The following is a 25041-nucleotide window of genomic DNA, read 5'->3' on the forward strand; positions in this document are numbered from 1 at the left end:
TCGCACTTTCCACTGCCAACGCCGTTGGGGGCGCTGACCATTGCGACGTCATGCCAGTTGGTATTGTGCGGCTTTGTTGCGCAGGAAAGAGAGGCCATTGCCCATGACTTCCTCCTCGTCACGCGCAACCGGCCGCCAGGTCGATATGTCGCCGGCCATCTCCGGCGGCATGCTGACGAAACTCTCCAGGGTAAGCGCGCCCTTGAAGCCGATCGCCGACAAAGCGGCGAAGATCGGATCCCAAGGCACGTTGCCTGCACCGGGGGTCCCGCGATCGCTTTCCGAAAGATGCATGTATTTGAGGTGATCGCGCGCGGCCAGGATGCCGTTTGCGGCCCCCTTCTCCTCGATGTTCATGTGGAACGTGTCGAGATGGACGAACACGTTGTCCACACCGATGCGTTCGACCAAAGCCACGGCTTGTTCGGCCGAGTTGACCAGATGGTTTTCGTACCTGTTCACGGCTTCAACGCCGAACTGGATGCCCTGGGATTTGGCATGCTTCGCGGCCGCCTCGAGCGCACGCGTGACGTTGTCGTACTCCGCCTGTGTCGGAGGAGCTCCAGTGCGTTCGTTGGTACCGCCGTAGGTGACGCCGGTAAGTGCCTCGGCGCCCATCTCGGCCGCCTTGTCTATCGCCACCTTCAGGTGCTGGATGGCGGCGTCCGGCCGTGCCGAGGCCCATGCCGCTTCCGGCAGCACGAGCGAGCATGCTGCACGCAGGCCATGTTTTTCCAAAAGGTCGCGAGTGTGCTTGGCATCGACCGACGGCGCGTCAGCAAGGGGAATTTCGATAAATTCCATCTTGTACTTGGTAGCACCTGCAATGGCCCGCTCCGCGCCTGCGCGGTCCCAGTTCATAGTCCACATGCTCGCGTGAATTCCAAAACCTTGCACGGTCATCCCTTCTTTCTGCGTGATGCGATGTACGTTGAAACGATAGTTCTTGCGGCCATGACGACGATCATCAGCACGCCCCAGAGCGCCGTTGCCAGATGCTGGTTTGCACCCATCAGGTTCAGACCCGACGAGAGGAGCTGGAGCACGATGAGAGCGACAAAGACCGGCAATACGCGACCGAAACCGCCGAACGGGTCGATGCCGCCGAGAAACGCGGCGAGCACGGTGATCAGCAGATAGGACTCGCCGTGGCCGACGCGGACCGAGTTGAAGCGGGCGAGCATTATCACACCTGCGACGGCGCACATCAGACCCGACAGCGTGTAGACCAGCACCAGTATGCGACGCGTATTCAGGCCGGAGTATCGAGCCGCCTCGATGTTCGAGCCGATCATCAGCAGGCCGAAGCCGAGCTTGAAGCGCGTCAGCAGAAGCTGCCAGATCCCGACGCAGGCTATGAAAATCAAGAGCGGAATAGGAAATCCGAAGATCGACCCGTGTCCGATAGGAGCGATGAAGCTCGGAAACCCGGACACGTCGCCGCCTCGGGTGAGGAACTCGCCAAGCCCGCGCAAGAAGATCATCATCGACAGCGTGACAAGGATCGGGTGGGCCCGCGTGTAGGCAATGGCTGCGCCGGTCATGAGGCCTGCGGCGCCGCCCGTCGCCAGCGCAGCAAGGACGCCCAGCAGGAATGCAGCCGGCGAGGCATCTACGCCGCCGTACGATTGCATGACCCAGGCGGCGGCCAGTCCAGATAGGTTTGCGGTGAACGTCACCGAAAGGTTGATCCCGCCGGTCAAAAGTGGCAGCAGCATCGCGAGCGTCAGAAGCCCGAGTTCGGGAAGCTGGAATGCCACCGATCCGAAGGTTGCCGACGAAATGAAGTTGTTGGCGGCCAGTCCGAAGATCACCATCACTGCTAAGAATGCGATCGCCGGGCCGGTCATATCCGCGCCGAAGGTGGCGTTGAACTTTTGAGCGATGGCTTTCATGAGTGCGAGCTCCCCCTTTTGTCGTTACTTTTCGCGAGGAATGGCAGAAGCTTGTCGATGCGCGCGGAAGAGAGCGTGATGGCGATGAGGATGATTGCGCCGACGATCATCTTGAACGCGAAGGGCGACACGCCCATCAGGTTGAGCCCGTTTTGCGTGATCGAAACCATCAAGACGCCGAGGACGCAGCCAATAACGGATCCCTTGCCGCCACCCAGCCGCGCACCACCGAGAACCGTGGCGGCGAGGACGTCGAGTTCGCGACCATAAAGCGCATTCGGAACAACTTCCTCGGCGTAGTGAGCCTGCATCAGGCCGGCGATGCCAGCCATCAGGCCAAGCCATCCAAACGAGATGTAGTGCATGGCGCCGATGTTGATCCCGAAGCGGCGTGCTCCTTCGGGATTGTCTCCGAAAGCGTAAAGTTGGCGGCCGATCGTCGTCCTCGAGATCATAAACCAGGTCGCAAAGCAGCAGAGGATCATCACCACCACCGGAAGTGTGAGTTCGACCCACGATCCATCGGCCATCTCGTGTTCAAAGAACACGACGCGCGTCGTCAGCCATTCCGGCAGATCGTAGATCGACACGCCCTTGGTGAAGAACATCAGCAGTCCGAAGAAGATGTTGAAGGTCGAAATCGTCGCTACGATCGAGATGATGTGAAGCCGGTAGACCAATGCGGCATTGATCAGCCCGAGGCCGATCCCAACCGCCCCCGCGATGATGAAGCCTTCCGCCCAGTTGCCGCCACCCAGCGCGCCAAGCGCCAGCGCCGTGACGTATTGGACCACCGATGCGGCAACGGCGAAGGAGATGTCGATCCCGCCAGAAATCAAGACGACTAGAAGTCCGACGGCAAAGATGATGTTGACGGCCGAGACGTTCAGCACATCAAAAGCGTTCGAGATCGTAAGAAAACGGTCGGTGCCAAAAGACAGCCCGATGCAAAGCACGACCATGACCGCCAGAAGTGTGAATTCGGTTGTGTGTCCAAGGATCAGCCTACGCATAGACGGCAGACTCCAGTTCGCTGAGCGACAACTGTCGCGGATCATAGGTCGCGTGGATCTTGCCCTCGACCATGTGAATGATGCGGTCGGCATTGAAGTAGACCTCGGGCGGCTCGTCGGAGATCAGAATGATCGCCAGCCCCTGAGCCGCAAGCTTGCGCACAATGTCGAAGATGCCCGCTCGCGCGCCGACGTCGACCCCTACGGTTGGGGCGTCCAGGATGAGAATTTTCGGGCCGATCGCGAGCCACTTGGCGATCGCCACGCGTTGTTGGTTGCCGCCTGACAAAGTCCGGATGGGGTCGTCTGGCGTTCCAATCTTGACGCCGAGCGCCGAGATCCAATGGCTGACAACGCTCGCCTTCTTGGCCGGCGAGATCATCCCGCCGGACAGCAGCTTGTCAAGCGATGCCATAACAAGGTTGTCGGCGATCGACTGTGGCTGATTGAGGCCAAGCGACAAGCGGTCTTCCGAAAGGTAGGCAACACCAGCACGAATGGCGTCTCGATTGGAACCGAACCTGACCCGCTCTCCTTCGATTGTGACCTCGCCTGCCTGTGGGCGGTGCATCCCGAAGAGCGTAAGAGCTAGCTCGGTGCGCCCTGCTCCGAGAAGGCCGGTGATCCCGAGCGTCTCTCCTCGGCGAAGATCGAACGAAATATCCTCGAACTCGCCGGCTCGCGTCAGTCCCCGCACGGAGAGCACGACCGCCTCGTTGTCGTGATCGGTAGCGATCACGGAACTGTCGAAGTTCCTGCCGGTCATCAGTTCGGTTACTCGTGACTGCGTCATCCCCTCGACCGGGAAGACACCAACGAGGGCCCCGTCGCGGAGCACGGTCATTCGGTCGGATATTTCGAGGACTTCCGCAAGACGGTGCGACACGAAGACCACCGCCACTCCTGAAGCGGAAAGGTTGCGGACGATGTCAATGAGATAGTCCGTTTCCGATTGGGTCAGCGACGCCGTTGGCTCATCCATGAAGACGAGCCGGGCTTCACCCACAAGGGCGCGCGCTATCGCAACGATCTGGCGCTGCGCGATCGGCAACTCCTTGAGGGGGAGATGAATGTCGATGCTCACGCCAAGGCGAGCGAGTGCCTTTTCAGCCGCGTTCTCGATGGCACGCTTGTCGACAAGCCCATATTTGCCGTTGACTGCGTACTGGAAGCCGATGTTTTCGGCGACGCTCATTTCGCCGAACAGCGCCAAGTCTTGCCAGATCACTTGAATCCCGAGCGATTGCGCCAGAGTGGGTGTCATGGTCGAGATCGGGTTGCCGTCGAAATAAAATTCAGCACCGTCCTGTGGCTTGTAGACGCCGGTAATCACCTTGATGAGCGTGCTCTTGCCACATCCATTCTCGCCAGCAAGACAGTGGACTTCTCCGGGGTTGACCTCGAAGGACACACCCTTCAGCGCGCGTACGCCGCCAAAGGTGACCTTGATGTTCTTGAGTGAAAGCAGCGGTTCGACGCTCATGGAATATCCTCCTGTTCAACCGCTGCTTCAGCGGTCGGCCCCAGGTTTTGCATTGTCCGTAAGGAGGTCGCGGGGAATATGTCCCCGCGACCCCAGGGCGTGGGTCCCGGGAGGACTAAAGGCCCATGCCAACGAGCTTGTCGATGCTGTCCTTGTTGATGGCCAGCAGTTGGTCGACGATGATGGTGTTGCCCTCGGGAGTGATCTTTCCAAGGCCCTCAATGTCGTCGCCAGCTTTCGGCGTCTCGCCCTTGGAAATCCGGTCGGCAAGCGTCACGAAGACCTCGCCAGCCTGCTTCGGGTTCCACATGAAGCCGCCAGTCAAAGCGCCTGATTTGATGAGCTTTGCTCCCTGCCCTGGAGAGAACGGACCGATGACGAATACCTTTCCGTCCTTACGGCGCTCTTCCACTGCGCGACCTGCGCCAATCGGACCCTGCGAACCGAATGCCAGGAAGCCCGTGAGTTCGGCATTGGCCGCCATAAGGTCGAGAGCGGTCGAGCGACTCTTGTCGACGTCTTCGGCAACACCATAGCGGTCGCCCACCAGCTTCATGTCGGGATAGTTGGCCTTGATATAAGCGATCGCCGCGTCGGCCCAAGCGTTGTGCAGCGGAACGGTCAAGGATCCGACGAACACCGCATAGGATCCCTTGCCGCCCATCTTCTCGGCGAGGAGCTTGCCATGTGCTTCGCCGAAGCCCTTGGCCGAAGCGAGTTCAAAATCCCAGTCGGCACCGACCTGCTTGGGCGATTCATGCGTGATGACCTTGATACCGGCCTCCTGCGCCTTCTTGAGAACCGGCTCCAGTACCTTCGCGTCATTCGGCACCACGCCGATGTAATCAACCTTCTGCGCGATCAGATCTTCGATGGCACGGACCTGGAGTGCCGGGTCGGCACTGGTCGGGCCAACCATAAAGCCTTCGACGCCGAGCTTGGCACTTTGTTCCTTGATCCCAGCTTCCATGGCATTGAACCACGGGATGCCGCCGATTTTAACGACGACGCCGATCTTCGGACCAGCGAAGGCGGTGGACGCCAGAAGTACAAGCGACAGACCAAGGGTCGCGGCGAGCATTTTTCTCATTGGATCTTTCCTCCTCCAATAGTGCTGACAAGCAAGATCCGTTCACAGGAACGGTAGCGCTCCCGCGTTGAACGTTTCGGCTCCGACCATCGGAACCTCCTCCCTGTCACCTCCTCTAAGTGACTTGCCATCGTGCACAATCGCTCTTGCAATTGAGCACCATCGATGGTGCAATAACATTAACACGGAACGGACTTTCGTCAAGAGGACCATTGATCTAGAGAAACGGAGCGCTGGAGGAGTCTGCGAATGACGGAAAAAGAGCAAAAGAAAGCAACAATTTACGATCTTTCGGTGATCTCGGGCGTAACCGCCTCGACTGTAGCCTCCGTCCTCAATGGCACGTGGCGGAAGCGGCGGATCTCGGAAGAAACAGCCGAAAAGATCCTGTCGCTCGCAAAAGCGCATCGCTACACCGCCAATCGCCAGGCTCGGGCGTTGAGAAGTTCCCGCTCGGGACTGGCTGGACTGCTCTTGCCTGTTTACGACACCCGCTTCTTTTCCTCGATGGCTCAGACCTTCGAGGCGCAGGCACGCAAGCGCGGATTACTGCCGGTGGTCGTCTCCGGCCGGCGCGATCCTGAGGAAGAGCGGCGCACCGTAGAGTCGTTGATCGCGTATTCGATTGATTCGCTATTTATCGCAGGCGCCACTGATCCGGACGGCGTCCATCAGGTGTGCGCCCGTGCGGGATTGCCGCACGTGAATATCGACCTTCCCGGCAAGTACGCACCGTCGGTGATCTCGGACAACCGACGGGGTGCAGAAGCGCTGACCTCGGCAATTATCCGCCACGCTGAAGGAATGGGGCCACTCGGTGCTGAGGACGTATTCATGTTTGGCGGCCGCGACGACCATGCCAGCCGCGATCGCATCCTGGGCTTTCATGCGGTGAAGCGATCTATTTTTGGAGTGGATACCGAGGGCGATATCGAGACCACGGGATACTCGCCGGGCATGACGCAGCTTGCCTTCGAGCGGTTCTTCGAACGCCATGGCAGGCTGCCGCGCTGCTTCTTCATCAACTCGTCCATAAATTTCGAGGGGTTGCTGCGCTTCATGAGCCGCCACGACGGGGTAGCATTCGAAGATATCGTGGTCGGATGTTTCGACTATGACCCGTTCGGTTCATTTTTGCCGTTTCCGGTCTATATGATCAGGCCGAACACAGCTGATATGCTCGAAAGAGGCTTCGAGCTTTTAGAAGAGCAGGACACGGACCCACAGCTCGTGATGATCGAGCCACAGTTGGTTCCGCCGCGAACAGCGTTGGAAGGGCCGCTCGACGCTTTGAAGGATCCGATTGCGGTACATGACCTCGCGCGTCGATGACGTGGTGAAACGTCTCGATCCGTAGGTGAGAAATCGCCACGCTTTGCGGATGGGTGTCGCCTTCAAAGGCCACGTTTGGTGCGAAACCGCCGTTCGAGAGATGCAGACAAAGGCCGTGGCTGGCTTTCGACAATTGCCGCCATGGGGGCTAATGCACTGAGATGAACGACGTCGCTACCAGGCGATGCAACGTCTCGCACGGTGCCATACCAGAAAGCACTTGAACAATCGAATACCGAAGCATGTGGTAAGACCTGTATGAATTGCGGTCGCAATAAGCTCTCTGTGGCGTCTTGTTGATCTTGCCGCCCAGTGTGCTGCAGCGTGTTTCTCTGCACGAATTGAAACGGACAGGAGGAGACTAAATTGCGTCGTTCAGGGTGGGCGATACTCGCTGTTCTACTCGCAATCCTCATAGCGATAGCCGTTACATGGGCATCACTTGCATTGTGGTATCGCCTTCCCGCCTCGCAGTTCGCCAGAGGCTTTGCTGCCGGGCTATTCGCTCTTTTTGGGGTGTTCACAATCACGACATTGTTTGGCCCGTGGCGTTTCAAAGCCATCCTCGCATTCACAGCGGCGTTCGCACTTGTCCTGGTCTGGTGGCATACGATCAAGCCCCTCGAGAATGCATCCTGGGCACCCGATGTCGCTCGACAGGTCACAGGCGAATTCAACGGCGACCTGCTGACACTGACAAATGTGCGGGACTTCGAGTGGCATGGCAGTACTGACTTCATCGAGCGATGGACGACGCGCACCTACGACATGAGCAAGCTTCGGACGATCGACCTGTTCATGTCCTATTGGGCGGGGCCAGAAATTGCCCACGTGATTTTCAGCTTTGGTTTTGAAGGTGGCGAGCAGCTTGCGTGGTCGATCGAAGTCCGTCGCCGGGTTGGAGGTGCATTCTCGCCCGTCGCCGATTTGTTCAAGAGCAATCCCCTGGTGATCATCGCAGCAGACGAGCGGGATGTTGTGGGCGTCCGTTCGAACGTCCGTCGCGAAGATGTGCAAATCTACCGCCTGAAAGCATCCCCCGAACAGGCACGTGCGCTCCTGCGCGAGTATGTTGCCGACGCCAATGCCCTAGCCGCGACGCCGGCTTTCTACAACTCGCTTACGAGCAATTGCACGACGACGGTCGTCAAGATGATGCGCGTGGTTGGAGGCACCGTTCCCTTCGACTGGCGTCTCATCGTCAATGGCTATCTCCCGGACTACGCCTACGATCATGGGGCGTTGGATATGGAAGCGTCACTCGCTGAACTCAGGACCGCCGCTCATATTGACCAGCGGGCGCGGGTCGACGCATTGTCGCCGCACTTCTCAAAGTCGATACGCGTCGGCGTACCTTCGCCACCGCCGGCGGATCCGCAATAAGCGAGAGACGTGCCATTGCTTCGATCGCGCCTGGAAGCTGCCGAAACCTCGGAAGGAGGAAGAGCTTCACGTCGCGGTGACGCAGGTTGGCCAGCGAGACAACACTCCTGGCTTGGAAGAATGCTTGAGGCTGTGACCTCCCAAGTTACAGGCTAGCGGTCAGCGTTGGAAGGTAAGATGTATGGTTCCGCTCGGCGCCGTTTCAGCTTTGACGTCGTAGCCAGTCTCCAGACCGCGCAGCTCGTCCCATAAGCGTACGCCGCGACCGAGCAGGATCGGCGCAATTGCAACATGAAGGCGATCGACAAAACCTGCTCTCAGAAAGTCACGAACAACAGTCGGCCCACCGCCGATCCGCACATCCTTGCCGCGCGCCGCCGCAACAGCCTGCTGGAGCGCATCAACCGGATCGGTATTGAGGAAATGGAAAGTGGTACCACCAGCCATCTCTACGGAGGGGCGAGGCTTGTGTGTGAGAACGAAGACCGGAACTCGGAAGGGCGGCTCCTCGCCCCACCAACCACGCCAGGTCGGATCGTCGGGGAAGTTGTGGAGCCCGAACATGCCGGCGCCCATGATCTCGGCGCCCACGTTGGCGAAATATTCCTTCGCGTAGTCGTCATCGACGCCGGTGGTCCCGGCTCCACTGGTATCCTTGAGCACGCGCTCACGGAAAGTTCGCGTTGCCACATATGCGCCGACCAGGCGCGGCCAGTCGTCCCCGAACGGGACTTCGGGCGTTTGATCCGTCGTGGTCGCGAAACCATCGAGCGAGATCATGAGATCGACACGAACTGCCATGGGAGCTCTCCTTGCGAGTGGTTGCGCCCTAGTCGCCCCAAGCCAGGGCATTGATACTAAGGCAGATGCCTTTATAATTGATCTTTATACTAAGGCAAGTGCCTTATTGTCCTTGACCACCACTCCAATGCGTTTTAACAATTCGCATGCCCTATCATTCGACCCCACTCGACCTTGCCTTTCACGCTCTCAGCGATCCGACGCGTCGCGCGGTCGTATCACGGCTGGCTGATGGCGAGGTGCCGGTCAGCGTTCTGGCCGAGCCATTCGACATGGCGCTGCCCTCCTTCGCCCAGCATCTCAAGGTACTGGAAGATTGCGGACTGATCGCCAGCGAGAAGCGCGGGCGCAGCCGCTGGTGCCGTTTGGTACAGGCGCGCTTCGATGAGGCGGCGGACTGGATGATAGCGGAGCGCAGGCGCTGGACCGAGCGGTTGGATCGTCTGGAGGTCTACCTGGACAAAGCGGGAGAGGATGATTGATGAAGACCATGGCAACCCTGTTTGACACCTGGTCGCTTGATCGGGAAATTGTGCTGGTGAAGCTGCTCAATCACTCGCGTGACAAGGTCTTTGCCGCCTGGATGGACCCCACGGCGCTTGCCGAATGGTACGGTCCGGCCGGCCTTGGGATCGAGAGCCATGAGGCCGATATCCGTGAGGGTGGGCTCTGGCGGTTCGACATGGTGGGCGTGTTCGAGGGCCAGGAGCAGCGCTTCCCGAATCTGATGCGCTTTCTGGAGATCGTGCCGAACGAGCGGATCGTGATGGACTATGGCACACCCGACCCGGACGACCCCGACCGCTTCCGCGTCACGGTGACCTTCGATGAGCAGGCCGACGGCAAAACAGTGCTGACCTTGCGCCAGCTCCACCCCAGCCCCGCACGGCGTCGGATCGTCATCGGCTTTGGCGCAGTCGAATACGGACTGCAGACCCTGGATGGCCTTGCAGCCTGGCTCGACCGCTGAGCGTTTGGCCTATCGGTCCCTAGATCGCCATTGACTGAGGCTGCTACAAGCTTTGCCCGGAGACAATGACCACAATGGGCCCGGAAGGAAATCAGCCACGGAGGGCCTGTTTGACGGGAGCCCTCACGTCAATCCTTTGCTAGTGCACGCGCTACTTCGGCGTCGACGCGACCGGCAAGGGCGCCCCGGCAGGCATTTCGCGCCTGCAGGAAGGACACCGTTTCACAGTCCTCCCAGCTATCTTTCAGAAACAGGACGGCGTCGAAGGCGCTCGATACGAATTCGCTACCTCGCGAGCCCACCGAGATTTGAACGGGCTTCTCCCACTTGACGATTGACATGACGATCTCCCTACTGGCTCTAGCGACGGGCAAACGTGCAATTCTTGGAAGAGTTCCGTGACCCCTAGAGCGGTCACGTATGCTGCCTCTGCGAAGGCGCGGACAGCCGACGAGAAGTATCGCCGACCGCCCACGCCTCGTGTGCTACCCAGCCCCATCCAATGATCAGCAGATGCTAACCTGTTCCCGGTCTTCTCCCTACGTGGTCCAGGTAGCAGTGGTTCAAAAGGAGAGAGTCTCCTGCCTGTTGAATTGGTTAGGCTGTGGTTATCCTGTTGATAGGCGGTGGATCGTCTGCTGCTACCCGAAACTGCCCACGCGCCGGTTGTCGACATGGCGCTGCGGGGGGGACGCCTTAGCGCGTGCCCGGTAGCAAGTTCTCGCGCCCGTCCAGAGTGAGCTTCTGGCCCGTGAGCAGCCATCCGGCGTTGGCGCCTTGCATTCAACTGTCGTCATCAAACATGCTGACGCAGGAGCGAAAGGCTGTTCGACGCCACGCCCGGCGGTTCGCGCCTTTGTGGGACTGAAGTATCTTGGTTGTTCGTTGCTAGAATGCCGCGTAGCTTCGCCAGAGAACATACAGGCTCACGCAAAATATCACCCACCTGAAGACCTGCGCGAGGATGTTCCTGTAGTTCGCCAGTCGCGTGGCGGCAATCGTGCCGATGATACCGCCACCGATGCCACCTAGAATGAAATAGCCCGCAGTAAGCCAATCGACAAAGCCCGACGCGGCATAGTTCACGGCCGTCGCCAATCCGAAGGTGCCGACCGCGAGCAGCGAGGTTCCAATCGCGTTTATGAGAGGCATGCCCGTTGCGACGAGGAGACCCGGCACAATAAGGAAACCGCCCCCTATTCCGAAAAGGCCGGAACATCCGCCGGCAAAAAGCGCAATCAGGCTTGTCTTCCCGTGTGTCCGTATCGTCAGCGACTGCGCGGTAACATCCGCTCGGCTCCGCGTCCCTCGCATCATGAAACTGACGAGCATCATCAGGAGGCCAAACATGAAAAGCAAATTCTTGCCGTCGATGAGCTTCCCCAGACTGGAACCCAGGTAGGCACCGAGACATCCGGCGATCGCAAAGATCAAGGCGCATCGCCACCAGACATGACCCTTCACCGCATGGCCGGCCAGGTTGAGATACGCATTGGCCGAAACAGCGAGAGCCCCTGTGCCAATCGCCGTGTGCACATCGCGCATTCCGACAACATACACCAGCAGCGGCGTGGCGAGGATTGATCCGCCTCCGCCAATCAAACCGAGAATACAGCCGATCAACGATCCTGAGCCGAGAGCAAGCATAAGCTGCAAGAGACTGCCATCCACGTTGTTACGCGCCCCACGCCGATCCCGACAATGCATCGAGGGGAATTTTTAGATAACGACGGCCGTTCTCCTCGACGGGAGGCAGTTCCCCTCCCCGTATATTCACCTGCAGCGCGTGCAAGATTAGCTTCGGCATGGGCAGGATCCTGTCGCGGGCTTCCCGCAAGGTGATGAAGTCGCTTCGCGATTGGCCGGCGACATGCGGGTTCTTCCTACGCTGCTCCGCAACCGAGCTTTCCCAAAGGGCCTGACGTCCTTGCGGCATGTAGTCATGGCCGGTGAAGAGGCGCGTCTCCTCGGGCAGGCTCAGGATGTCCTGGATTGACTGCCAAAGGCTGGCTGCGCTGCCGCCTGGAAAATCAGCGCGGGCGGAGCCGCTATCGGGCATGAACAGTGTATCGTGGATGAAGGCTGCGTCGCCCACGACGTAGGTAATAGACGCCAGGGTATGGCCGGGCGAATGCATGACGCGGACCTCGAGCTCGCCGATGTTGAATGTGTCACCATCACGAAAGAGCCGATCCCATTGCGAACCATCGCATGCGAAATCATGCCAGTTGTAGATATCTTTCCAGATCTGCTGCACTGCCGTCACATGCTCACCGATCGCCGTCGGCGCTCCGGTCTTTGCCTTGAGATAACTGGCTGCCGAAAAGTGGTCCGCATGAGGATGAGTGTCCAAGATCCACTCAAGCTTCAGGTCGTTGACCTCGATGTAATCGAGGATGATGGTCGCATTGATCGAAGCGGTCGTGCCGGACTTCTCATCGAAATCCAGTACCGGGTCGATGATGGCGCAGTTTCGTGTTTTGCGGCACGAGACGACATACTGGATGCTGCCAGTACGCGGGTCGTAAAATCCGGCGACCTCAGGTTTTTGCATGGGGGCTGCCCTTTGGTGCTGCTCCACGCGCAAAGAAGATCGCTCGGCTCGGATCGACGTCGTAATCCATTTCGAAGGTCGTCGCGTCAGTTGCGATTGTTGCCACTGAATCGAGAATGAACTGCACCTTCTCGTCTGGTAGCAGCACACTAAAGTTCAGCCGGACAAAACCGGGCTTCTTTAGTTCATCTCCCGAGAGAATGGCCTGTCTGATCTCCTCGCTCTGCTGTTCATCGATCGACAGCAGTCGGTGGACATAGGGCCCCGCACAAGCGCAGCCACCGCGCCCCTGGATTCCGAAGCGGTCACTGAGCATTCGCGTCACCAGTTGCTGGTGGACGTAGCCACCCTTCCCGTTCCTCACTCTGAAGGAAAAGATCGGCAGCCGATCGGCATTGGACAGACCGAGCAACTCCAGTTGCGGGACGTCCTTCCAGGCTTGGAGTGCACGTCGTGCAAGCTCGCGATTGCGCATCGTCATCGCATCAGCCCCGATCGCATCCTTGACGATGAATGCGAGGGCCGCACGGATATCACCGACCACATTCGGTGTACCGGCTTCTTCGCGCGATTCGAGACTGTCGCTATAATCATGCGTCTGCGGCGAGACGAACTTTACCGTGCCACCACCCGGCCAGGTCGGTTTCTTCGTCGAAAGCCCGTCGCGCCGAAGGATCAGGATTCCGGAGGCACCTGGGCCACCGATGAACTTGTGCGGCGAAACAACGATCGCGTCGATATCCGCATCGGCGGCAGGTGACATGGAAATCGGCACATAGGGACCGGCCCCCGCATAGTCCCAAATCATCTTTGCGCCAGCAGCCTTGACCATCGCAGTAATCGCCGCGACGTTGCTGGTGATGCCGGTGATGTTTGAGGCAGCAGATAGCGTGCACACAACCAAATCGGCGTCACCTTGCGTGAGGGCATCTGTCAGCAGCGACAGGTCAGGTCCGCCTGCTGGACTCTCGGCGATCTCGACAACCTCCGCACCACTTTCCCGCCAGGGCAGGATGTTGGAGTGATGCTCGTAAGGGCCGACAACAACGCGAACGTGCTTACCAGCCGAAACCGCCTCGGCAATGCCATACAGCTTGACGAGGCGATTGATGCCAGACGTCGCGCCTGAGCCCGTGAAAATTACCGCATGTTGTTCACTCGCCCCGCAGAATTCCCCGATCATCGCGCGTGCTTCCCGGCGCATACGGGTCATGAACCCTCCGCAGTAGGAAGCCTCCGTGTGACTGTTGGCATAGTAGGGAAGGATGTCTTCCAGGATGAAACGCTCGATTTGGTGGAGCGCACGACCGGATGCAACGTAGTCTGCGTAGACCAGTTCCTTCGGCCCGTAAGGCCCGTCGATCGTCGCATGCGATCCGACCAGTCCTTCCCGGAGGTTGTCCACGAGGCCGTTGCGTTTCAAACTTCGGCGAAATCTGGAAATTGGGGATTCGGTCTGTCGTGCCGCAGCTTGTGAAAAGTCCACGATCGTTCTCCTTCGGCTCGGGACGTTGACACCGATCGTATCCTGCTTCAGGCTCAAAAAAGTCACCTAATTTTCGCTAATTTCGGCAAAAGACGTATCAAATGAACGAAGAAGCCGCAAAAATAGACGATTTTGATATGAAGATACTGAGTGCGATGCAGCACGATGCCAATCTCTCGCAGCGCGATCTCGCGGAGAAGATCGGCTTGTCTCAAAATGCCTGCTGGCGGCGGCTGCAACGTCTTCATTCAATCGGCCTGATCAAAGGCGCACACTGCGATATCGATCTCCAGGCGCTGGGGTTAGACCTGACTGTTTTCGTGATGATCCGGACGCGTCACCATTCGAAGGAATGGAGCGAAGGATTCCGTGCGCATGTCGAGGGCCTGCCGGAGGTGATCGACTTTTATCGGATCGGCGGGGATTGGGACTATCTGATCAAGGTCATCACCAAAGGCATGTCCGGCTACGACGCATTTTATCAGAAACTGATCACGAACTTCGACCTTGCAACGGTAACAGGCTTCTTTTCCATGGAAGCGATCATCAACAATCGGCCGGTCGAGTTGAGAAAACTGACCTCCAAGGCCGCGGGATCCACCCCGCCGAAAGTTACCCCGACGCGTGACCGCCTCTAGTGCCTCAGCAACGGACTGAATTCTTCCGCCGGTGTTGTTTTCTCACCGCAAACATCCCGTGGAGGAAGAAAACGATCAACATTTTCGACCGCAAAAGGAACTCCATTCTGGGGGGGCAAGGCAGCGACGCAGGCTCAACCTGCTTCTCCTTCAACACTGACCGCCTTGCAGAAAATGGCAGGAAGGTGCCGCCCAACGTCCCCGCCCGTCCCGGGTCTCGCCAAACTCAGTCGCACACCCTGGGCTGCCTCGCCTGCCGCGGCTAGGGACAAGGCGTTGCCAGAACGGCGGCGTCCGCCAGCCGTCGGTTGGACGTCAGGCGGTGAGCGAAGTTGAACAGGCACCGAAGGAGAGCCTGTTCCGGCGAAGCGATTACCCCTTCGATTCGACGAGGATCACCAGAGACTCCGGCACCACCCCGTCGAAGGCCATCGCATCGGCGGCGGCCTTGCTCTGCATCGCCGCCTGCAAGCCATCCATATCCGCAACGTCCATCATCAACGCCACGCGAGTGGGATCCTGAGGATCAACAAACGTTCGGATGTTGGTAACCCCGAGCGGACCAAAAAACTCCTCGCGCTTTGGTGAGGTGAGCCAGTGTTTCGCGCCCTTTGTGATGTTGTGATAGCCAATAATCGTCGGCATGGCATCCTCCCTGCGACGACGACAGCGGCCGGACAACGGCCGCGCTCCATCGCGCAAAGCTACTGTGCCCTGTTTTTGCTTTGGTGTGAATTGGTGGCGGTGGGATGACGGAGTTCCAGGTCATAGAGTTCGTGATGAAAGCCACGCGCAGGATCAGTCGTCTGGTGGCGAATGAAATCCAGATGGCAGGAAGGATCCAGCCGGGGGGACTTCGATATCTTTCCGAGACGAAGCGGATGGTCGGCGAACGCTGAACGCGGCGGCTATCGCCCTAAATCCGATCGGGCGATAGGCAGGATCGTCGCCCGGCTCGCCAAGGTCCTTCGATTTCGGATCTTTCAACGCACTGTCCTCCCGACCCCGCAACGACAAGGTCAGATAATACCAGCCTTTCTCTATACCCGCCATGGAAGAGGCTGCTGTCGGATGCCGTTGGTGTCTCCATTGGAGAGACCAACCGGCCACGGTAACCTTGACGACGAGCCGACCGACTCCATTGTCTTCGCGAAGAGAGGTGCCCTGATCTTCCGAAAGCAATCCAGACCGTTTCCGGCATTGCCAGGAGCACATGGAAGCTGCGTTTTCGGCCCTGTCCGACGCCGCGATCCTGACAAGGATGGAATCTTGAAGAGGTGACCGCCGCTTTCATCGAGTTGGCTCACAACCATATGCTGGCCCTCCTTGCCAACCGCGGTCTGGCGCGCGAACTTGCAGGTCTGAACAAAGCGCCAGAGGTCGGAACCAAGAGCCGGATGGTGCGTCTTCAACTATTGCTCCTTGCTGCCAGAGATTTGCTTCTAGCCGCCAGCCATCTTGCTGGTGCTGTTTCGACTATCCATGTGTCGATGCAACGGTGGGGAAGCGCTTTGGGACCTTCCGATCTCTTAAGGAGGAAAGTAGATGACTAGTCTAGCGTCGAGCCGCGTATACCGCAAAAGCCGAGTTACATGGTGACGTCGATCTTTGCTCCTCTCGGATTCTATATGCCGCTCCCCCGGGCCTGCCGGAACAGCAATTGCATGGTCTCTAATATAATTTGCGGTTGGGAGGCTGGGTGTAATGAACTGGCACAGATCCGATAATTTCGCACCACTGATCCTCGTGTTCCATGGTCAACAAAAATACAGGCAGATCCGTTCGCTTCGGCAAATGGCTGAAGTTCTTATTGCCGCCTGGCCCTCCTTTGACGGTGAGGAATACCTGACGGCTGCGAAAATTTGCCTGGATGCGCACCTTGGCACCTGCTCGGTGAACGAGGCACGGATCGCGTTGATTCGTGCTGCCGCAGAAGCAAATATTCCGGTCATCACCGTCGTGCCAGCAATCTGCGACGAGCAGTCTTCAATTGTGGAAGGCGGCGCTTCGTTAGTGAAAGGGGTTCATTCCGCATAAGATTGAACCACGATCCGGCTTGGCCCCGACGGTACGCTCCGTTGCTCTGTGCACGCTACAACTGCAGGTCATAAATCGCCGGACAACGCCACAAGCCTAAGGAATCTTCCGATAAATCCAAAGCTGGGCCGGAGGGATATTTCGTACCATGAACGCCAAATGGCGTACCTCATAGCCGGCGGGAAGTGCCACGACCGGAGACAACAGGCCGTAGGTTATTTGAAGAACCGGTCTCCCGACGGGAACGCGTTCCAACAGGTCGAGGACGAGTGCTAGCCTCCGATCGACGGGCAGGTGCAAAAGCGGGATCGCGGAGATGACGCAATCAAACTTGGCGGCTCGTTTCTCACCCAGCGTAAGGTCGAGTGCAAAAGCGTCGCCGCATCGAATATCGACCTGTGGGAAAAGACTTCGCAGATGCTGACAGAACTCAGGCGAGTACTCGATGGAGGTAAGGTCTTGTGGTGCGATACCGCGTGCCAGAATTGCCTTGGTAATCACGCCTGTGCCTGGACCGAGTTCAAGTACGGGTAGCCCAGAACCGGGATGCACAACGCTAGCCATCTTTCGAGCTGTCACGGTGGAGGTCGGCGCAATTGCACCGACAGAAGTTCGATCACGTTTCCAGCCCTTTAAGAAAGCAATTTCATCCCTGAACTTAAGTCCGACACGTTTCCGCATACTCATTGAACTGTCCCTTCATTCATTACGAAGCCTGAGGCGAAAATGCGCTTGCGAAAATCTTTAAGAAGCGCCGGACACGAGCAGTGGCACGGAGAGGGGCTTCGCGTTGTCGTCAAGAATTTCGAACCGGTAACGATTGTCTTCGTCGCACGATACGGAGTAGGTCAGCCTGTCGACGACGTTGTTTTGGGCGTCAAAGGTGAGAACCTTGGGCTTGAGTTCCGTGATCTTGTGCTCGGCGAGATAGATCGAATTGCAGATGATAATCTGGTCCCCAGGCTGGCATGTGCGGGCGGCGGCACCGTTTAGCACGCAGCATCTGGATCCGCGCACACCTAATATGACGTATGTGGAGATGCGGGCGCCGGAGTTCTTGTTCCAGATTTCAACAAACTCCATCGGAAGGATCCCGGCCTCTTCGCAGTGAGCGGGGTCGAGTGTGATCGATCCGTGGTAATTGAGATTTGCCTCGGTCACGTGGATCCCATGGAGCTTCCCGGCCACCAATTTTCGCATTTTGCGCCCTCGCTATCGGTCTTGCCCGCTCCGACCGCTGTCGGCAGTCCGGCACTGTAAAGCAGCCGTCGGAATTTGGAGGCTCGCGTCAGAGACTCAAGAAATAACTTCCACCAGCTAATTAAGTGGGTGCTATCGGATTGGAGGCGTCGTTAACAGGCCAGAATATGTCGTTTGGGTACGGTTGGGTAATTATTGCGCATACCAACGCGCTTAGTCGGCGGGCGCCAGTTTGCTTGCCGCTCAGCAACTCGAAACACTTTCCGTTTGAGCGATGATCGTTGACCTCGCCTCACGCCCTCATCGAGACATGCGCAAGATCCCGCGTAACTGGGCGCTACTATGGATCCACCTATCGCAAATTCAGGGGAGGCCAAAGAAGCCATCTGGAGGGCTCTTGAAGGATTTGTTCTTCGAGGTGTCTAAGGATGAACGCACCCGACCACCATGAGGCTCGGGTGCCCTCCCTCAGCAAGCAGAGGTGCGCTTTGCTAGATGCTCTGGGGTGGTGCGAAGAAGCAGTTGAGGTAATCTTCGTTAGGGTGAAGACAGACATGAAACTCCCCGTCTCCCGAAGGCAACTCGTCGCCGTAGGGCACGAAAAACGTGTGTGGTCGTTTGGCGAGGAAGTGGTCGCCCGGATGCAGGATAATTGAGAAGCCACCGCGCATCTTTCGAACGCGTTCGCGCGGAATAGCATCGCAGTCGCCACCCTGGCCACGCCCCCTGCAGCAAGCTGGAGGGTAGGTCCAGCCGGACACGGCGTCGTGCGCGTCGGAAGAAATACTCGACGTTGCACCGATGAGGATGGTTGCAGCTATCATTGTGAACGACGACGCGGTCATCTGACCCTCCCCCCGATCGTTCAGAACATCGCATTTTACGCCCAAGATGGAGAACGAACAATTCCATATCCTGTGCGCAAGAGCTCCGGGATCCGGTTGGACCAGCCGGGCGGAATAAGCTTGCTCCACCCCGACGAGAGGTTTTCGCCACCCTCTAAGCGGTCGACGAACAGAGAAAGGGCTTCCGGCAGCATCTGCTCGTTCGCGGTGGAGAGCGGCGGGTATTCCAGCATGAATTCCGGTCCGAGTGGGGCGATTCCAAACGCAGGCTCTATGAGGTGAGCGGAGTATTAGCTGCGTGTGATCGCAACTACCCTCTCCCGCCTGCTGTGGGCCGTGATCCACCGCTCCGCCGCATCCCGATGTCGAAACGATGCAAGCACCAACCGACCTCTCGACCTAGCGGCTGCTTTTGACAGACCAGATTGCAATAGCCATCAAAGCAAGTCCGGTCATTTGAACGAGTGAAAGCGAATGGCCGTAAATCTTCCAATCGATCACAAAAGCCGTCATGGGATATACAAACTGCAGTGCGGCAGTTCGACCGGTGCTTAGGCGAGCAAACCCGGCAAACATTACGACATAGGCAAGACCCGTATGGATCGCACCTAGCCCTGCTAGCCAGGCAATTGTGTCCCAATGGCTGGGCCACCCGTGTAGAACTGGCCACCAAAATGTAAGGACAGTGCCAACTAGACACTGCCACCAAGCGAGGGCGAATGAACTTACGGATCTCATCACCTTCGTCAGCAATGGAACCCAGGCGTAGACAAACGAGCCCGACAGGCTCATCAGCAAACCATAGAAATACTCTTGATGCCGCGCGCCCGTACCCATCACGTCGGTCGTCAGCACCAATCCCGCGAATGCCAGGAGCGCCGCGCCCACCTGCTTTCGGGACACCTTTTCCCGAAGAAGCCACACACCGAGCGCCATCGTCCAGAATGGCTGGATGTGGAATACGACAGTGGAAACGCCGATCGACGTACGTGGAATCGCGGCGAAATGGAGCGCCCAGCTAATTATCATCAGAACGCCCGTCGCGACAGCGCCGAGTAGGTCCCGTGCCTGCAGCCTGATTTCAGCCAACCGCCCACTCAACACGCCCCAGGAAAGCAGAGCAAGAAACCCAAAAAAGCATCGGAATGCTACCGTAGTGAGCGGGTCTTGGTTCGCCTGGAGCACGAAGATGCCGACCGTCCCAAGGATCAGCCCGCCGAGGACCATAAGGATCGTGCCCTGGCGTTCCTGCGCGTCACCCGGGACGGCCAGACCGGCAGATGTTGCAAGTGATGTGAGACCCCGTGTGTTCATTGGAAAATAATGGCGCTGGATCGATATCCAGAAAAGCGAATATCTGTTACAAGCATCATTCGATAATCGAATGGTCGGTGAGATGAACGATCTCCAGATTGATTGGCTTAGAACCTTCGTGGCGGTTGTCGACACGGGCTCCATCACGGCAGCATCCCGTCAGGTTTCCCGTTCCCAGTCGGCAGTTAGTATGCAACTCAAGAAGCTCGAGGAATGCGTAGGGAGTTCTTTGCTAAACCGGGGGCCACGCCACCTGTCTCTGACGCCTCCCGGGTTCGATTTACTCGCTTACGCCCGCCAACTGATCGAATTGCACGGCCGCGCCCAGATCGCGATGCGCGGATCAACGGTTTCTGGGAAGGTCGCCGTCGGTGTCCCCGACGACTACGTCGCGAGTTACTTCGCGCCAATTTTGCGGACCTTCGCCAACCGTTTCGCTGAGGTTGAAATATCAGTCGTTTGCGAGCCGTCGAGTTCGCTATTGCCAAGGATCGACCGTGGTGATTTGGATTTGGCACTCGTGACACGCGATATGGCGACCCGAGGGGAGCCAAATCGCGGCATATTCCTTTTCTACGAACCCTTGGTGTGGGTTGCGTCAGACCAACATGAGGCGTGGCGGAAAAACCCACTGCCCTTGGCTTTGCACGAACTGGGAAACCGCTTCCGTGGCGAAGTTTTGGCAGGCATCGCGGCACTTGGGCGTGACTACCGTGTCGTCTATAGTTCACATAACCTGACGGGGCAGTTGGCGGTAGTAGAGGCAGGTTTGGCCGTTGCCGCGCTCGCACGATCCAGCGTTCCCAGTCATTTGAAGTTACTGGATACTCGCCATGGTCTGCCGGAGCTGCCTAAAATGGAGGTAGCCTTGGTTCGCAGCAAAGACTCTAAGCGCTCTGCGGCGGTCGACGCTATGCACAGCGAGGTCCTTCAAGTGTTGAATTTCCAGCCTTGATTTTCCTTGTCCGTTGGCAGCATGGCGCCGGGATGACGCCCCCGAGAGGTGCTGTGGCTCGATGGCGGCTTTTTCCGATGGGGCTGGAGTGTTTAACCACAACGTGATCGAAGGACCATCGATAACCATGACATGATGGACCCGCCTGCCTTTTGACCAAAGCCTCAAGAAGCGTGTGAGACATGGTCGCTTCGGCGCAACTTTTGTGATGACCGGTGACCACCCGGTCATCGTCAGGTCAGAGCACCGATTGCCTTCCAGCGATTGCCACGCCTTATTGAAAACGGCGTTCAAAATCACAATCTCAAAGTGATGATTGGAGCCTGACGGATGCTATACCTAACTCTCGCCCTCACCTTTTGCATTTTGACCAGCACATACTTCGTCGGACGTTTCTACGCCGCAAAGACCCGGTTGGTCGAAAAGGCAATTGAGGAAACGATTGAGCGTAAGCTGTCGACATCCCCAATAAGCGCCGAGCTGCACCGCCTGCGGGAAGAGAACGGAGTGATGCGCAACCTGCTGATCGACATGGTGGAAAACGAGGCTTCGCTAGCCGACGCAACCACAATGTCAGAGGTGGAAAGGACACGCGCGGCAAACGCGCGAACACTCCGGCGCCGGGAGGTTTTCGGTGAGGCGATACTCGTGCTTCAGCAGACCAATGGGGGGCGACACCCAGCAGACAGCCTACTGAACGGGCCTAAAGGCAGGCCCGGTGTGAACGTCATCCATCCGCCAATCTAGGGTGGCTCTCACACTTGGAAGTTAATCGTCATACCGCGGAAGATGGGCGATAAACTGTCAGGCCTATCAGCCCGTCCATGCGTATACGTCCGCTGGCTCTGCTACACCCCTTAAGCACGAATGAACCAACATTCCTAAACCCTTTCGGTACCTGTGCTGCGAATGGCCTTGATGCCAGAAGGCTGTAGCCGACCGTATCTGCAACTTTCTCGATCCGGGCCGCTTCGTTGACTGCGCGGCCGATCGCCGTGAAATCGAGGCGGCGGGAGGCGCCTATGTTGCCGTAGAAAACCTCGCCAACGTGCAGAGCGATATCGACCAACAGCTGCGGCTCCTCTTCATCGTTGCGCCTTGCATTCAGCAATTGATTGGCTTTCACGGCCATCCGAGCCGACGACAAAGCACGGCCACAAGCCTCGGAGGGATCGTCGATGTCAGCAGGGAAAATCGCCAGCAGGCTATCACCCATAAACTTGAGGATCTCGCCACCATTCTCCTCCACCGGCCCGGCGATCGCCTCAAAGTGTTCGTTCAGCCAGCCGACGATCCGCTCCGGTGGCCACCGTTCGTTCAAGGACGTGAAGTCTTTTAGATCGGCGAGCAGGATTGCTGCGTATATCGAGGCGCCATCTCCCCGACGGGTCTGTCCGCTGAGAATGCGGCCACTGGTTCGCGTCCCGGTGTAGACGGCAAGCATGTCGGTCGCAACGCGGGTGGTTGCAACTCGGCAGCAAGTCAGTGCCAACGCGGGCATCAGGCGTTCGACGTCTGCAATTTGCTGTTCTGAAAATCCGCCGGGTCCATCGACTGCTATCGAGAAGCCCACGCCACCAAGGGCAGTCTCTCCAGGAAACTCCGCAAGCTTGATCAAGTACTCAGTCGCGCCGAGCTGTGCCAATTCGTCGAACAACGGAAAGCTATTGGTTTCGTTCGGCGGCAGGCTCCACCGGCCGTAGAGAAGGTTATTCGACAGCAGATGGAAGATCGGTGAGCGCTCGAACATCTCCTGTCCCGCGTCATCATGCCCTTGGATGTCAACGGACATGACCGAGTGTGGCGACCAAGCGACCGAAAATCCCTTCTGCATCGGGTCGATGGATGGCATTGCAATCGAGGCGCGGACAATCGGAAAACCTAAAGCGACCAATCTTGGCCCAAGTCCCTCCATGATCTGCTCGACGCTCCGGCTGGATAGGCCCTCCCCGATGATCCAGTCGATCAGCTCCTGCAAACCCTGCACTAAAAATCCTCCATCATCGCGCATCCACCATAGGCTGGCACTGGATGCCCGGTCGAGAAGGCAAACGAAATCCAAAGGAAAAAAAGGAGGCTTTCCGACGAGGCGGGTGGTCATAGAAGCCACCCTTCGAAAGTTCTCCGCGCGTGCGGGCCCTTGGTTTACAGTCGTGGAAGGCTAGAACCAGGTTTCCTCGCCTATTGCTTCCGCCTCATAGGGATGCGCGTCTCTTCGCGAGATTGATTGGCGGGTCGCGCGGTTTGCTAATGGCTGCGCGGTCGGCCAAAGCAAAAAGGCCGACGCGTCTGTCGCGTCGGCCCCAGTCTGCCGGTTAAGCCGTCGTGAACGGCACGGCTACGAAGGTCGTGTTATTGCCGCGCTGTATCAGCAGCAGCACTGACTTCTTCTTGGCCTTCGCAACATCCGCAACTGCGTTCTTGGCTCCACTGGCATTCTGGATTGTCTTGTCATTGACCGACAGAATGACGTCACCGGCTTTCAGCCCCGCCGAGGCTGCCGGTTTGTCAGGCGATACATTGGCAACGACCGCACCTTGGACGTCCTGGGAGAGGTCCAGCCGCTCACGAACTTCCGGCGTCAGGTCGACAAGTGCGACACCAATCCGCGGACCGGCTGGGATTGCCTGTTCTGAGCCTTTGGGAGCAGCAAGCTTAGCCATTCCGTCATCGCTGCTGCCGATCTCGACCGTGAGGTCGACGCTCTTGCCAAAACGCCAGACCGTAACGGTTTTCTTGTCACCAGGGGTAAGATCCGCCACGAGCTGCGACAGGTCCTTCGGTGTCGACACCGGCTTTTCGCCAACCGCAGTAATGGCGTCGCCCTGCTTGATACCGGCCCGAGCGGCGGGCGAGTCTTTCGAGACGTTTGCAACAAGCGCACCAGCCGGATTTGCCAGATCGATCGCGTTCGCAACTTCCTGCGTCACCGGCTGGATCTGGACACCGAGGTAGCCGTGATCGACGGAACCGGCGTTCTGAGAATTTGCGACAACCACCTTCGCCTGATCGGCGGGAATTGCGGATGCGGCAAATGCAGATGACGTTTCGAGGGAAATGGAGGCCGCGCCGATCATAATGGCCACGCCCAGAAGAGCCGCAGTTCTGCGGCGATTGACAATGCTTGTCACGATTCTAGTCCTATTAAATTGCTTCACCGCGTAAAGCCTCTCAGTGAAGCTCAACGCTTGGTCAGGATATGAAGCCAGCCAATTATGTTTGCAAATTAAAAGTATATTACAATTTCATTGCCAATAAGTAATGTACCAAAATAGTTTATTACTTGATGGAAAGCTTTTGCAACTGGAGCGATGTATTAGCCTTTAGGAATCTGGTGCTTCACCATCCGCCCCGGTCGCAAGGTTTTCGCCACAAGGGGCGGTCACCTCCAAGACGGTGCGGTCGCCGTTGACCGCCCACAGCCAAGCCAGACGACCTCCGACTGCCTCGTTGTCCTGATCCCCGCTGCACGAGTTTTGCCGAATTCACGGAACCGGGACTTCCAGTCCAGCCTTGATGCGGTCCATCGCGACAAACGTCCGGAAACGTTTGACGTTATTGTTTCCGAAAAAGAGCCGCCGGGTCAGGGATTCATATTCCTTCATGGATGGTACGACGACGACGAGGACAAAATCCGCTTCGCCCGTCACATAGTAGCATTGCTGGATTTCGGGGGTCGCCGCGAATTCCCGCTTGGCGCTTTCGATTTGCTCCGCGGTCTCGCTGATCACCTCCACTTCAACGAAGATTGTGATCGGATGCCCCAGCGCTGCGGGATCGACGATCGCAACATTTGCCTTGATCACACCGGCTTCCGTCATCTTCTTGATCCGGCGCTGAACGGCTGGAGCCGACAGATTGACGGCTTCGCCGATCATCCTCTGCGGCGTGAGGTTGTCCCTCTGGAGGAGGGCGAGGATTTTGCGGTCGAAGTCATCCAAAATGATCTTCTGCGACAACGCACCCATACTTCTTCGCTCTCCCCTTGGACGAAACAAACTTGCAAATCAGACCCCAATATTCAGCGCACGATGCGGAGGCAATG

The 25041-nt window shown here is 58.0% G+C and carries 28 protein-coding genes; 9 read left to right on the plus strand and 19 right to left on the minus strand.

The annotated features are described in order from the left end of the window. Positions 1–48: 48 nt before the first annotated feature. From AS026_RS13335 to AS026_RS13355, 5 genes are all read right to left on the minus strand, one after another. Positions 49–897: a sugar phosphate isomerase/epimerase family protein gene (locus AS026_RS13335; RefSeq protein ID WP_062369937.1), complete on the minus strand. Its 849-nt coding sequence runs from the start codon at positions 895–897 to the stop codon at positions 49–51. Between the two features lie 2 nt (positions 898–899). Further along, positions 900–1895 (minus strand): ABC transporter permease, encoded by a 996-nt coding sequence (locus tag AS026_RS13340; RefSeq protein ID WP_062369877.1) that lies wholly within the window; start codon positions 1893–1895, stop codon positions 900–902. After that, complete coding sequence (locus tag AS026_RS13345; protein WP_062369878.1) at positions 1892–2908, minus strand: ABC transporter permease; 1017 nt, start codon at positions 2906–2908, stop codon at positions 1892–1894. Before AS026_RS13345 ends, AS026_RS13340 begins: the two co-directional genes overlap by 4 nt. Continuing rightward, positions 2901–4391, minus strand: a complete 1491-nt coding sequence (locus AS026_RS13350; RefSeq protein ID WP_062369879.1) for a sugar ABC transporter ATP-binding protein — start codon at positions 4389–4391, stop codon at positions 2901–2903. Before AS026_RS13350 ends, AS026_RS13345 begins: the two co-directional genes overlap by 8 nt. Positions 4392–4506: 115 nt before the next feature. Further along, positions 4507–5481: a substrate-binding domain-containing protein gene (locus AS026_RS13355; protein WP_062369880.1), complete on the minus strand. Its 975-nt coding sequence runs from the start codon at positions 5479–5481 to the stop codon at positions 4507–4509. Between the two features lie 249 nt (positions 5482–5730). Between AS026_RS13355 and AS026_RS13360 the strand changes: the two genes are divergently transcribed. Next, entirely contained in the window at positions 5731–6813 is a 1083-nt protein-coding gene (locus AS026_RS13360; protein ID WP_062369881.1) for a LacI family DNA-binding transcriptional regulator, read from the plus strand. Between the two features lie 387 nt (positions 6814–7200). Next, the gene (locus AS026_RS13365) at positions 7201–8196 is read left to right on the plus strand and encodes an Lnb N-terminal periplasmic domain-containing protein (protein WP_425349795.1); all 996 of its coding nucleotides are present in this window, start codon (positions 7201–7203) and stop codon (positions 8194–8196) included. Positions 8197–8355: 159 nt separating this feature from the next. On the opposite strand, the gene AS026_RS13370 is transcribed toward AS026_RS13365, so the two are convergent. Beyond that, complete coding sequence (locus AS026_RS13370; RefSeq protein WP_062369883.1) at positions 8356–8997, minus strand: dihydrofolate reductase family protein; 642 nt, start codon at positions 8995–8997, stop codon at positions 8356–8358. Positions 8998–9143: 146 nt separating this feature from the next. Here AS026_RS13370 and AS026_RS13375 point away from each other — a divergent pair, with 146 nt between their 5' ends. Beyond that, complete coding sequence (locus tag AS026_RS13375) at positions 9144–9479, plus strand: ArsR/SmtB family transcription factor (RefSeq protein WP_025662250.1); 336 nt, start codon at positions 9144–9146, stop codon at positions 9477–9479. After that, positions 9479–9967, plus strand: a complete 489-nt coding sequence (locus AS026_RS13380; RefSeq protein WP_205634467.1) for an SRPBCC family protein — start codon at positions 9479–9481, stop codon at positions 9965–9967. Before AS026_RS13375 ends, AS026_RS13380 begins: the two co-directional genes overlap by 1 nt. Positions 9968–10095: 128 nt before the next feature. Here AS026_RS13380 and AS026_RS13385 read toward each other — a convergent pair whose 3' ends face one another. From AS026_RS13385 to AS026_RS13400, 4 genes are all read right to left on the minus strand, one after another. Next, complete coding sequence (locus AS026_RS13385) at positions 10096–10308, minus strand: DUF982 domain-containing protein (protein ID WP_062369884.1); 213 nt, start codon at positions 10306–10308, stop codon at positions 10096–10098. A 547-nt stretch (positions 10309–10855) separates the two neighbouring features. After that, positions 10856–11614 (minus strand): sulfite exporter TauE/SafE family protein, encoded by a 759-nt coding sequence (locus AS026_RS13390; protein WP_245307491.1) that lies wholly within the window; start codon positions 11612–11614, stop codon positions 10856–10858. 28 nt (positions 11615–11642) lie between these two features. Continuing rightward, entirely contained in the window at positions 11643–12521 is an 879-nt protein-coding gene (locus AS026_RS13395; RefSeq protein WP_062369886.1) for an MBL fold metallo-hydrolase, read from the minus strand. Further along, the gene (locus AS026_RS13400; protein WP_082728526.1) at positions 12508–14007 is read right to left on the minus strand and encodes an aminotransferase class V-fold PLP-dependent enzyme; all 1500 of its coding nucleotides are present in this window, start codon (positions 14005–14007) and stop codon (positions 12508–12510) included. Before AS026_RS13400 ends, AS026_RS13395 begins: the two co-directional genes overlap by 14 nt. A gap of 101 nt (positions 14008–14108) precedes the next feature. Here AS026_RS13400 and AS026_RS13405 point away from each other — a divergent pair, with 101 nt between their 5' ends. Next, positions 14109–14645: an Lrp/AsnC family transcriptional regulator gene (locus AS026_RS13405; protein ID WP_062369887.1), complete on the plus strand. Its 537-nt coding sequence runs from the start codon at positions 14109–14111 to the stop codon at positions 14643–14645. A 372-nt stretch (positions 14646–15017) separates the two neighbouring features. On the opposite strand, the gene AS026_RS13410 is transcribed toward AS026_RS13405, so the two are convergent. Continuing rightward, positions 15018–15290 carry a hypothetical protein gene (locus AS026_RS13410; protein ID WP_018855691.1) on the minus strand — a complete coding sequence of 91 codons (273 nt, stop codon included), beginning with the start codon at positions 15288–15290 and terminating at the stop codon, positions 15018–15020. Between the two features lie 104 nt (positions 15291–15394). On the opposite strand from AS026_RS13410, the gene AS026_RS42025 reads away from it, so the two are divergent. Together AS026_RS42025 and AS026_RS13420 are read left to right on the plus strand one after the other, a co-directional pair. Further along, positions 15395–15544 (plus strand): hypothetical protein, encoded by a 150-nt coding sequence (locus tag AS026_RS42025; RefSeq protein WP_160330112.1) that lies wholly within the window; start codon positions 15395–15397, stop codon positions 15542–15544. Positions 15545–16349: 805 nt separating this feature from the next. After that, a complete protein-coding gene (locus tag AS026_RS13420; protein WP_062369889.1) occupies positions 16350–16682 on the plus strand; it encodes a DUF982 domain-containing protein in 333 nt (110 codons plus the stop codon). Between the two features lie 96 nt (positions 16683–16778). On the opposite strand, the gene pmtA is transcribed toward AS026_RS13420, so the two are convergent. The 5 genes from pmtA to AS026_RS13440 form a co-directional block, all read right to left on the minus strand. Continuing rightward, complete coding sequence (gene pmtA, locus AS026_RS13425; protein ID WP_062369890.1) at positions 16779–17369, minus strand: phospholipid N-methyltransferase PmtA; 591 nt, start codon at positions 17367–17369, stop codon at positions 16779–16781. Positions 17370–17426: 57 nt separating this feature from the next. After that, positions 17427–17882, minus strand: a complete 456-nt coding sequence (gene panD, locus AS026_RS13430; protein ID WP_062369891.1) for an aspartate 1-decarboxylase — start codon at positions 17880–17882, stop codon at positions 17427–17429. Positions 17883–18373: 491 nt separating this feature from the next. Continuing rightward, on the minus strand, positions 18374–18727 hold the full coding sequence (locus AS026_RS39890) for a hypothetical protein (RefSeq protein ID WP_082728523.1): 354 nt from the start codon (positions 18725–18727) through the stop codon (positions 18374–18376). 35 nt (positions 18728–18762) lie between these two features. Continuing rightward, positions 18763–18960 (minus strand): hypothetical protein, encoded by a 198-nt coding sequence (locus tag AS026_RS41700; RefSeq protein ID WP_131815317.1) that lies wholly within the window; start codon positions 18958–18960, stop codon positions 18763–18765. 166 nt (positions 18961–19126) lie between these two features. Continuing rightward, a complete protein-coding gene (locus AS026_RS13440; protein ID WP_245307492.1) occupies positions 19127–20185 on the minus strand; it encodes a DMT family transporter in 1059 nt (352 codons plus the stop codon). On the opposite strand from AS026_RS13440, the gene AS026_RS13445 reads away from it, so the two are divergent. Both AS026_RS13445 and AS026_RS13450 read left to right on the plus strand, forming a co-directional pair. Then, positions 20124–20996 (plus strand): LysR family transcriptional regulator, encoded by an 873-nt coding sequence (locus AS026_RS13445; RefSeq protein WP_062369946.1) that lies wholly within the window; start codon positions 20124–20126, stop codon positions 20994–20996. The two genes, AS026_RS13440 and AS026_RS13445, sit on opposite strands and share 62 nt — an antisense overlap. 330 nt (positions 20997–21326) lie before the next feature. Next, positions 21327–21743 carry a hypothetical protein gene (locus AS026_RS13450; protein ID WP_062369894.1) on the plus strand — a complete coding sequence of 139 codons (417 nt, stop codon included), beginning with the start codon at positions 21327–21329 and terminating at the stop codon, positions 21741–21743. Positions 21744–21771: 28 nt separating this feature from the next. Here the strand turns inward: AS026_RS13450 and AS026_RS13455 are convergent, their stop codons facing one another. The 3 genes from AS026_RS13455 to AS026_RS13465 all read right to left on the minus strand — a co-directional run bounded on the left by AS026_RS13455 (position 21772) and on the right by AS026_RS13465 (position 24964). Further along, positions 21772–22983 carry an adenylate/guanylate cyclase domain-containing protein gene (locus AS026_RS13455; protein ID WP_245307484.1) on the minus strand — a complete coding sequence of 404 codons (1212 nt, stop codon included), beginning with the start codon at positions 22981–22983 and terminating at the stop codon, positions 21772–21774. A gap of 328 nt (positions 22984–23311) precedes the next feature. After that, complete coding sequence (locus tag AS026_RS13460) at positions 23312–24127, minus strand: PDZ domain-containing protein (protein WP_245307487.1); 816 nt, start codon at positions 24125–24127, stop codon at positions 23312–23314. Positions 24128–24481: 354 nt separating this feature from the next. Then, a complete protein-coding gene (locus AS026_RS13465) occupies positions 24482–24964 on the minus strand; it encodes an Lrp/AsnC family transcriptional regulator (protein ID WP_062369896.1) in 483 nt (160 codons plus the stop codon). Positions 24965–25041: the final 77 nt, after the last annotated feature.

Origin of the sequence: Rhizobium altiplani (assembly GCF_001542405.1) — a bacterium.
Taxonomy (GTDB): Bacteria; Pseudomonadota; Alphaproteobacteria; order Rhizobiales; family Rhizobiaceae; genus Rhizobium; species Rhizobium altiplani.

What these genes read in the sequence shown, in the direction of transcription:
- AS026_RS13340 (WP_062369877.1), bottom strand. Translation starts at nt 1,895, where the DNA reads ATGAAAGCCATCGCTCAAAAGTTCAACGCCACCTTCGGCGCGGATATG.
- AS026_RS13345 (WP_062369878.1), bottom strand. Translation starts at nt 2,908, where the DNA reads ATGCGTAGGCTGATCCTTGGACACACAACCGAATTCACACTTCTGGCG.
- AS026_RS13350 (WP_062369879.1), bottom strand. Translation starts at nt 4,391, where the DNA reads ATGAGCGTCGAACCGCTGCTTTCACTCAAGAACATCAAGGTCACCTTT.
- AS026_RS13355 (WP_062369880.1), bottom strand. Translation starts at nt 5,481, where the DNA reads ATGAGAAAAATGCTCGCCGCGACCCTTGGTCTGTCGCTTGTACTTCTG.
- AS026_RS13360 (WP_062369881.1), top strand. Translation starts at nt 5,731, where the DNA reads ATGACGGAAAAAGAGCAAAAGAAAGCAACAATTTACGATCTTTCGGTG.
- AS026_RS13370 (WP_062369883.1), bottom strand. Translation starts at nt 8,997, where the DNA reads ATGGCAGTTCGTGTCGATCTCATGATCTCGCTCGATGGTTTCGCGACC.
- AS026_RS13375 (WP_025662250.1), top strand. Translation starts at nt 9,144, where the DNA reads ATGCCCTATCATTCGACCCCACTCGACCTTGCCTTTCACGCTCTCAGC.
- AS026_RS13380 (WP_205634467.1), top strand. Translation starts at nt 9,479, where the DNA reads ATGAAGACCATGGCAACCCTGTTTGACACCTGGTCGCTTGATCGGGAA.
- AS026_RS13385 (WP_062369884.1), bottom strand. Translation starts at nt 10,308, where the DNA reads ATGTCAATCGTCAAGTGGGAGAAGCCCGTTCAAATCTCGGTGGGCTCG.
- AS026_RS13390 (WP_245307491.1), bottom strand. Translation starts at nt 11,614, where the DNA reads ATGCTTGCTCTCGGCTCAGGATCGTTGATCGGCTGTATTCTCGGTTTG.
- AS026_RS13395 (WP_062369886.1), bottom strand. Translation starts at nt 12,521, where the DNA reads ATGCAAAAACCTGAGGTCGCCGGATTTTACGACCCGCGTACTGGCAGC.
- AS026_RS13405 (WP_062369887.1), top strand. Translation starts at nt 14,109, where the DNA reads ATGAACGAAGAAGCCGCAAAAATAGACGATTTTGATATGAAGATACTG.
- AS026_RS13410 (WP_018855691.1), bottom strand. Translation starts at nt 15,290, where the DNA reads ATGCCGACGATTATTGGCTATCACAACATCACAAAGGGCGCGAAACAC.
- AS026_RS42025 (WP_160330112.1), top strand. Translation starts at nt 15,395, where the DNA reads ATGACGGAGTTCCAGGTCATAGAGTTCGTGATGAAAGCCACGCGCAGG.
- AS026_RS13420 (WP_062369889.1), top strand. Translation starts at nt 16,350, where the DNA reads ATGAACTGGCACAGATCCGATAATTTCGCACCACTGATCCTCGTGTTC.
- pmtA (WP_062369890.1), bottom strand. Translation starts at nt 17,369, where the DNA reads ATGAGTATGCGGAAACGTGTCGGACTTAAGTTCAGGGATGAAATTGCT.
- panD (WP_062369891.1), bottom strand. Translation starts at nt 17,882, where the DNA reads ATGCGAAAATTGGTGGCCGGGAAGCTCCATGGGATCCACGTGACCGAG.
- AS026_RS39890 (WP_082728523.1), bottom strand. Translation starts at nt 18,727, where the DNA reads ATGACCGCGTCGTCGTTCACAATGATAGCTGCAACCATCCTCATCGGT.
- AS026_RS41700 (WP_131815317.1), bottom strand. Translation starts at nt 18,960, where the DNA reads ATGCTGGAATACCCGCCGCTCTCCACCGCGAACGAGCAGATGCTGCCG.
- AS026_RS13445 (WP_062369946.1), top strand. Translation starts at nt 20,124, where the DNA reads ATGAACGATCTCCAGATTGATTGGCTTAGAACCTTCGTGGCGGTTGTC.
- AS026_RS13440 (WP_245307492.1), bottom strand. Translation starts at nt 20,185, where the DNA reads ATGGAGCCCGTGTCGACAACCGCCACGAAGGTTCTAAGCCAATCAATC.
- AS026_RS13450 (WP_062369894.1), top strand. Translation starts at nt 21,327, where the DNA reads ATGCTATACCTAACTCTCGCCCTCACCTTTTGCATTTTGACCAGCACA.
- AS026_RS13465 (WP_062369896.1), bottom strand. Translation starts at nt 24,964, where the DNA reads ATGGGTGCGTTGTCGCAGAAGATCATTTTGGATGACTTCGACCGCAAA.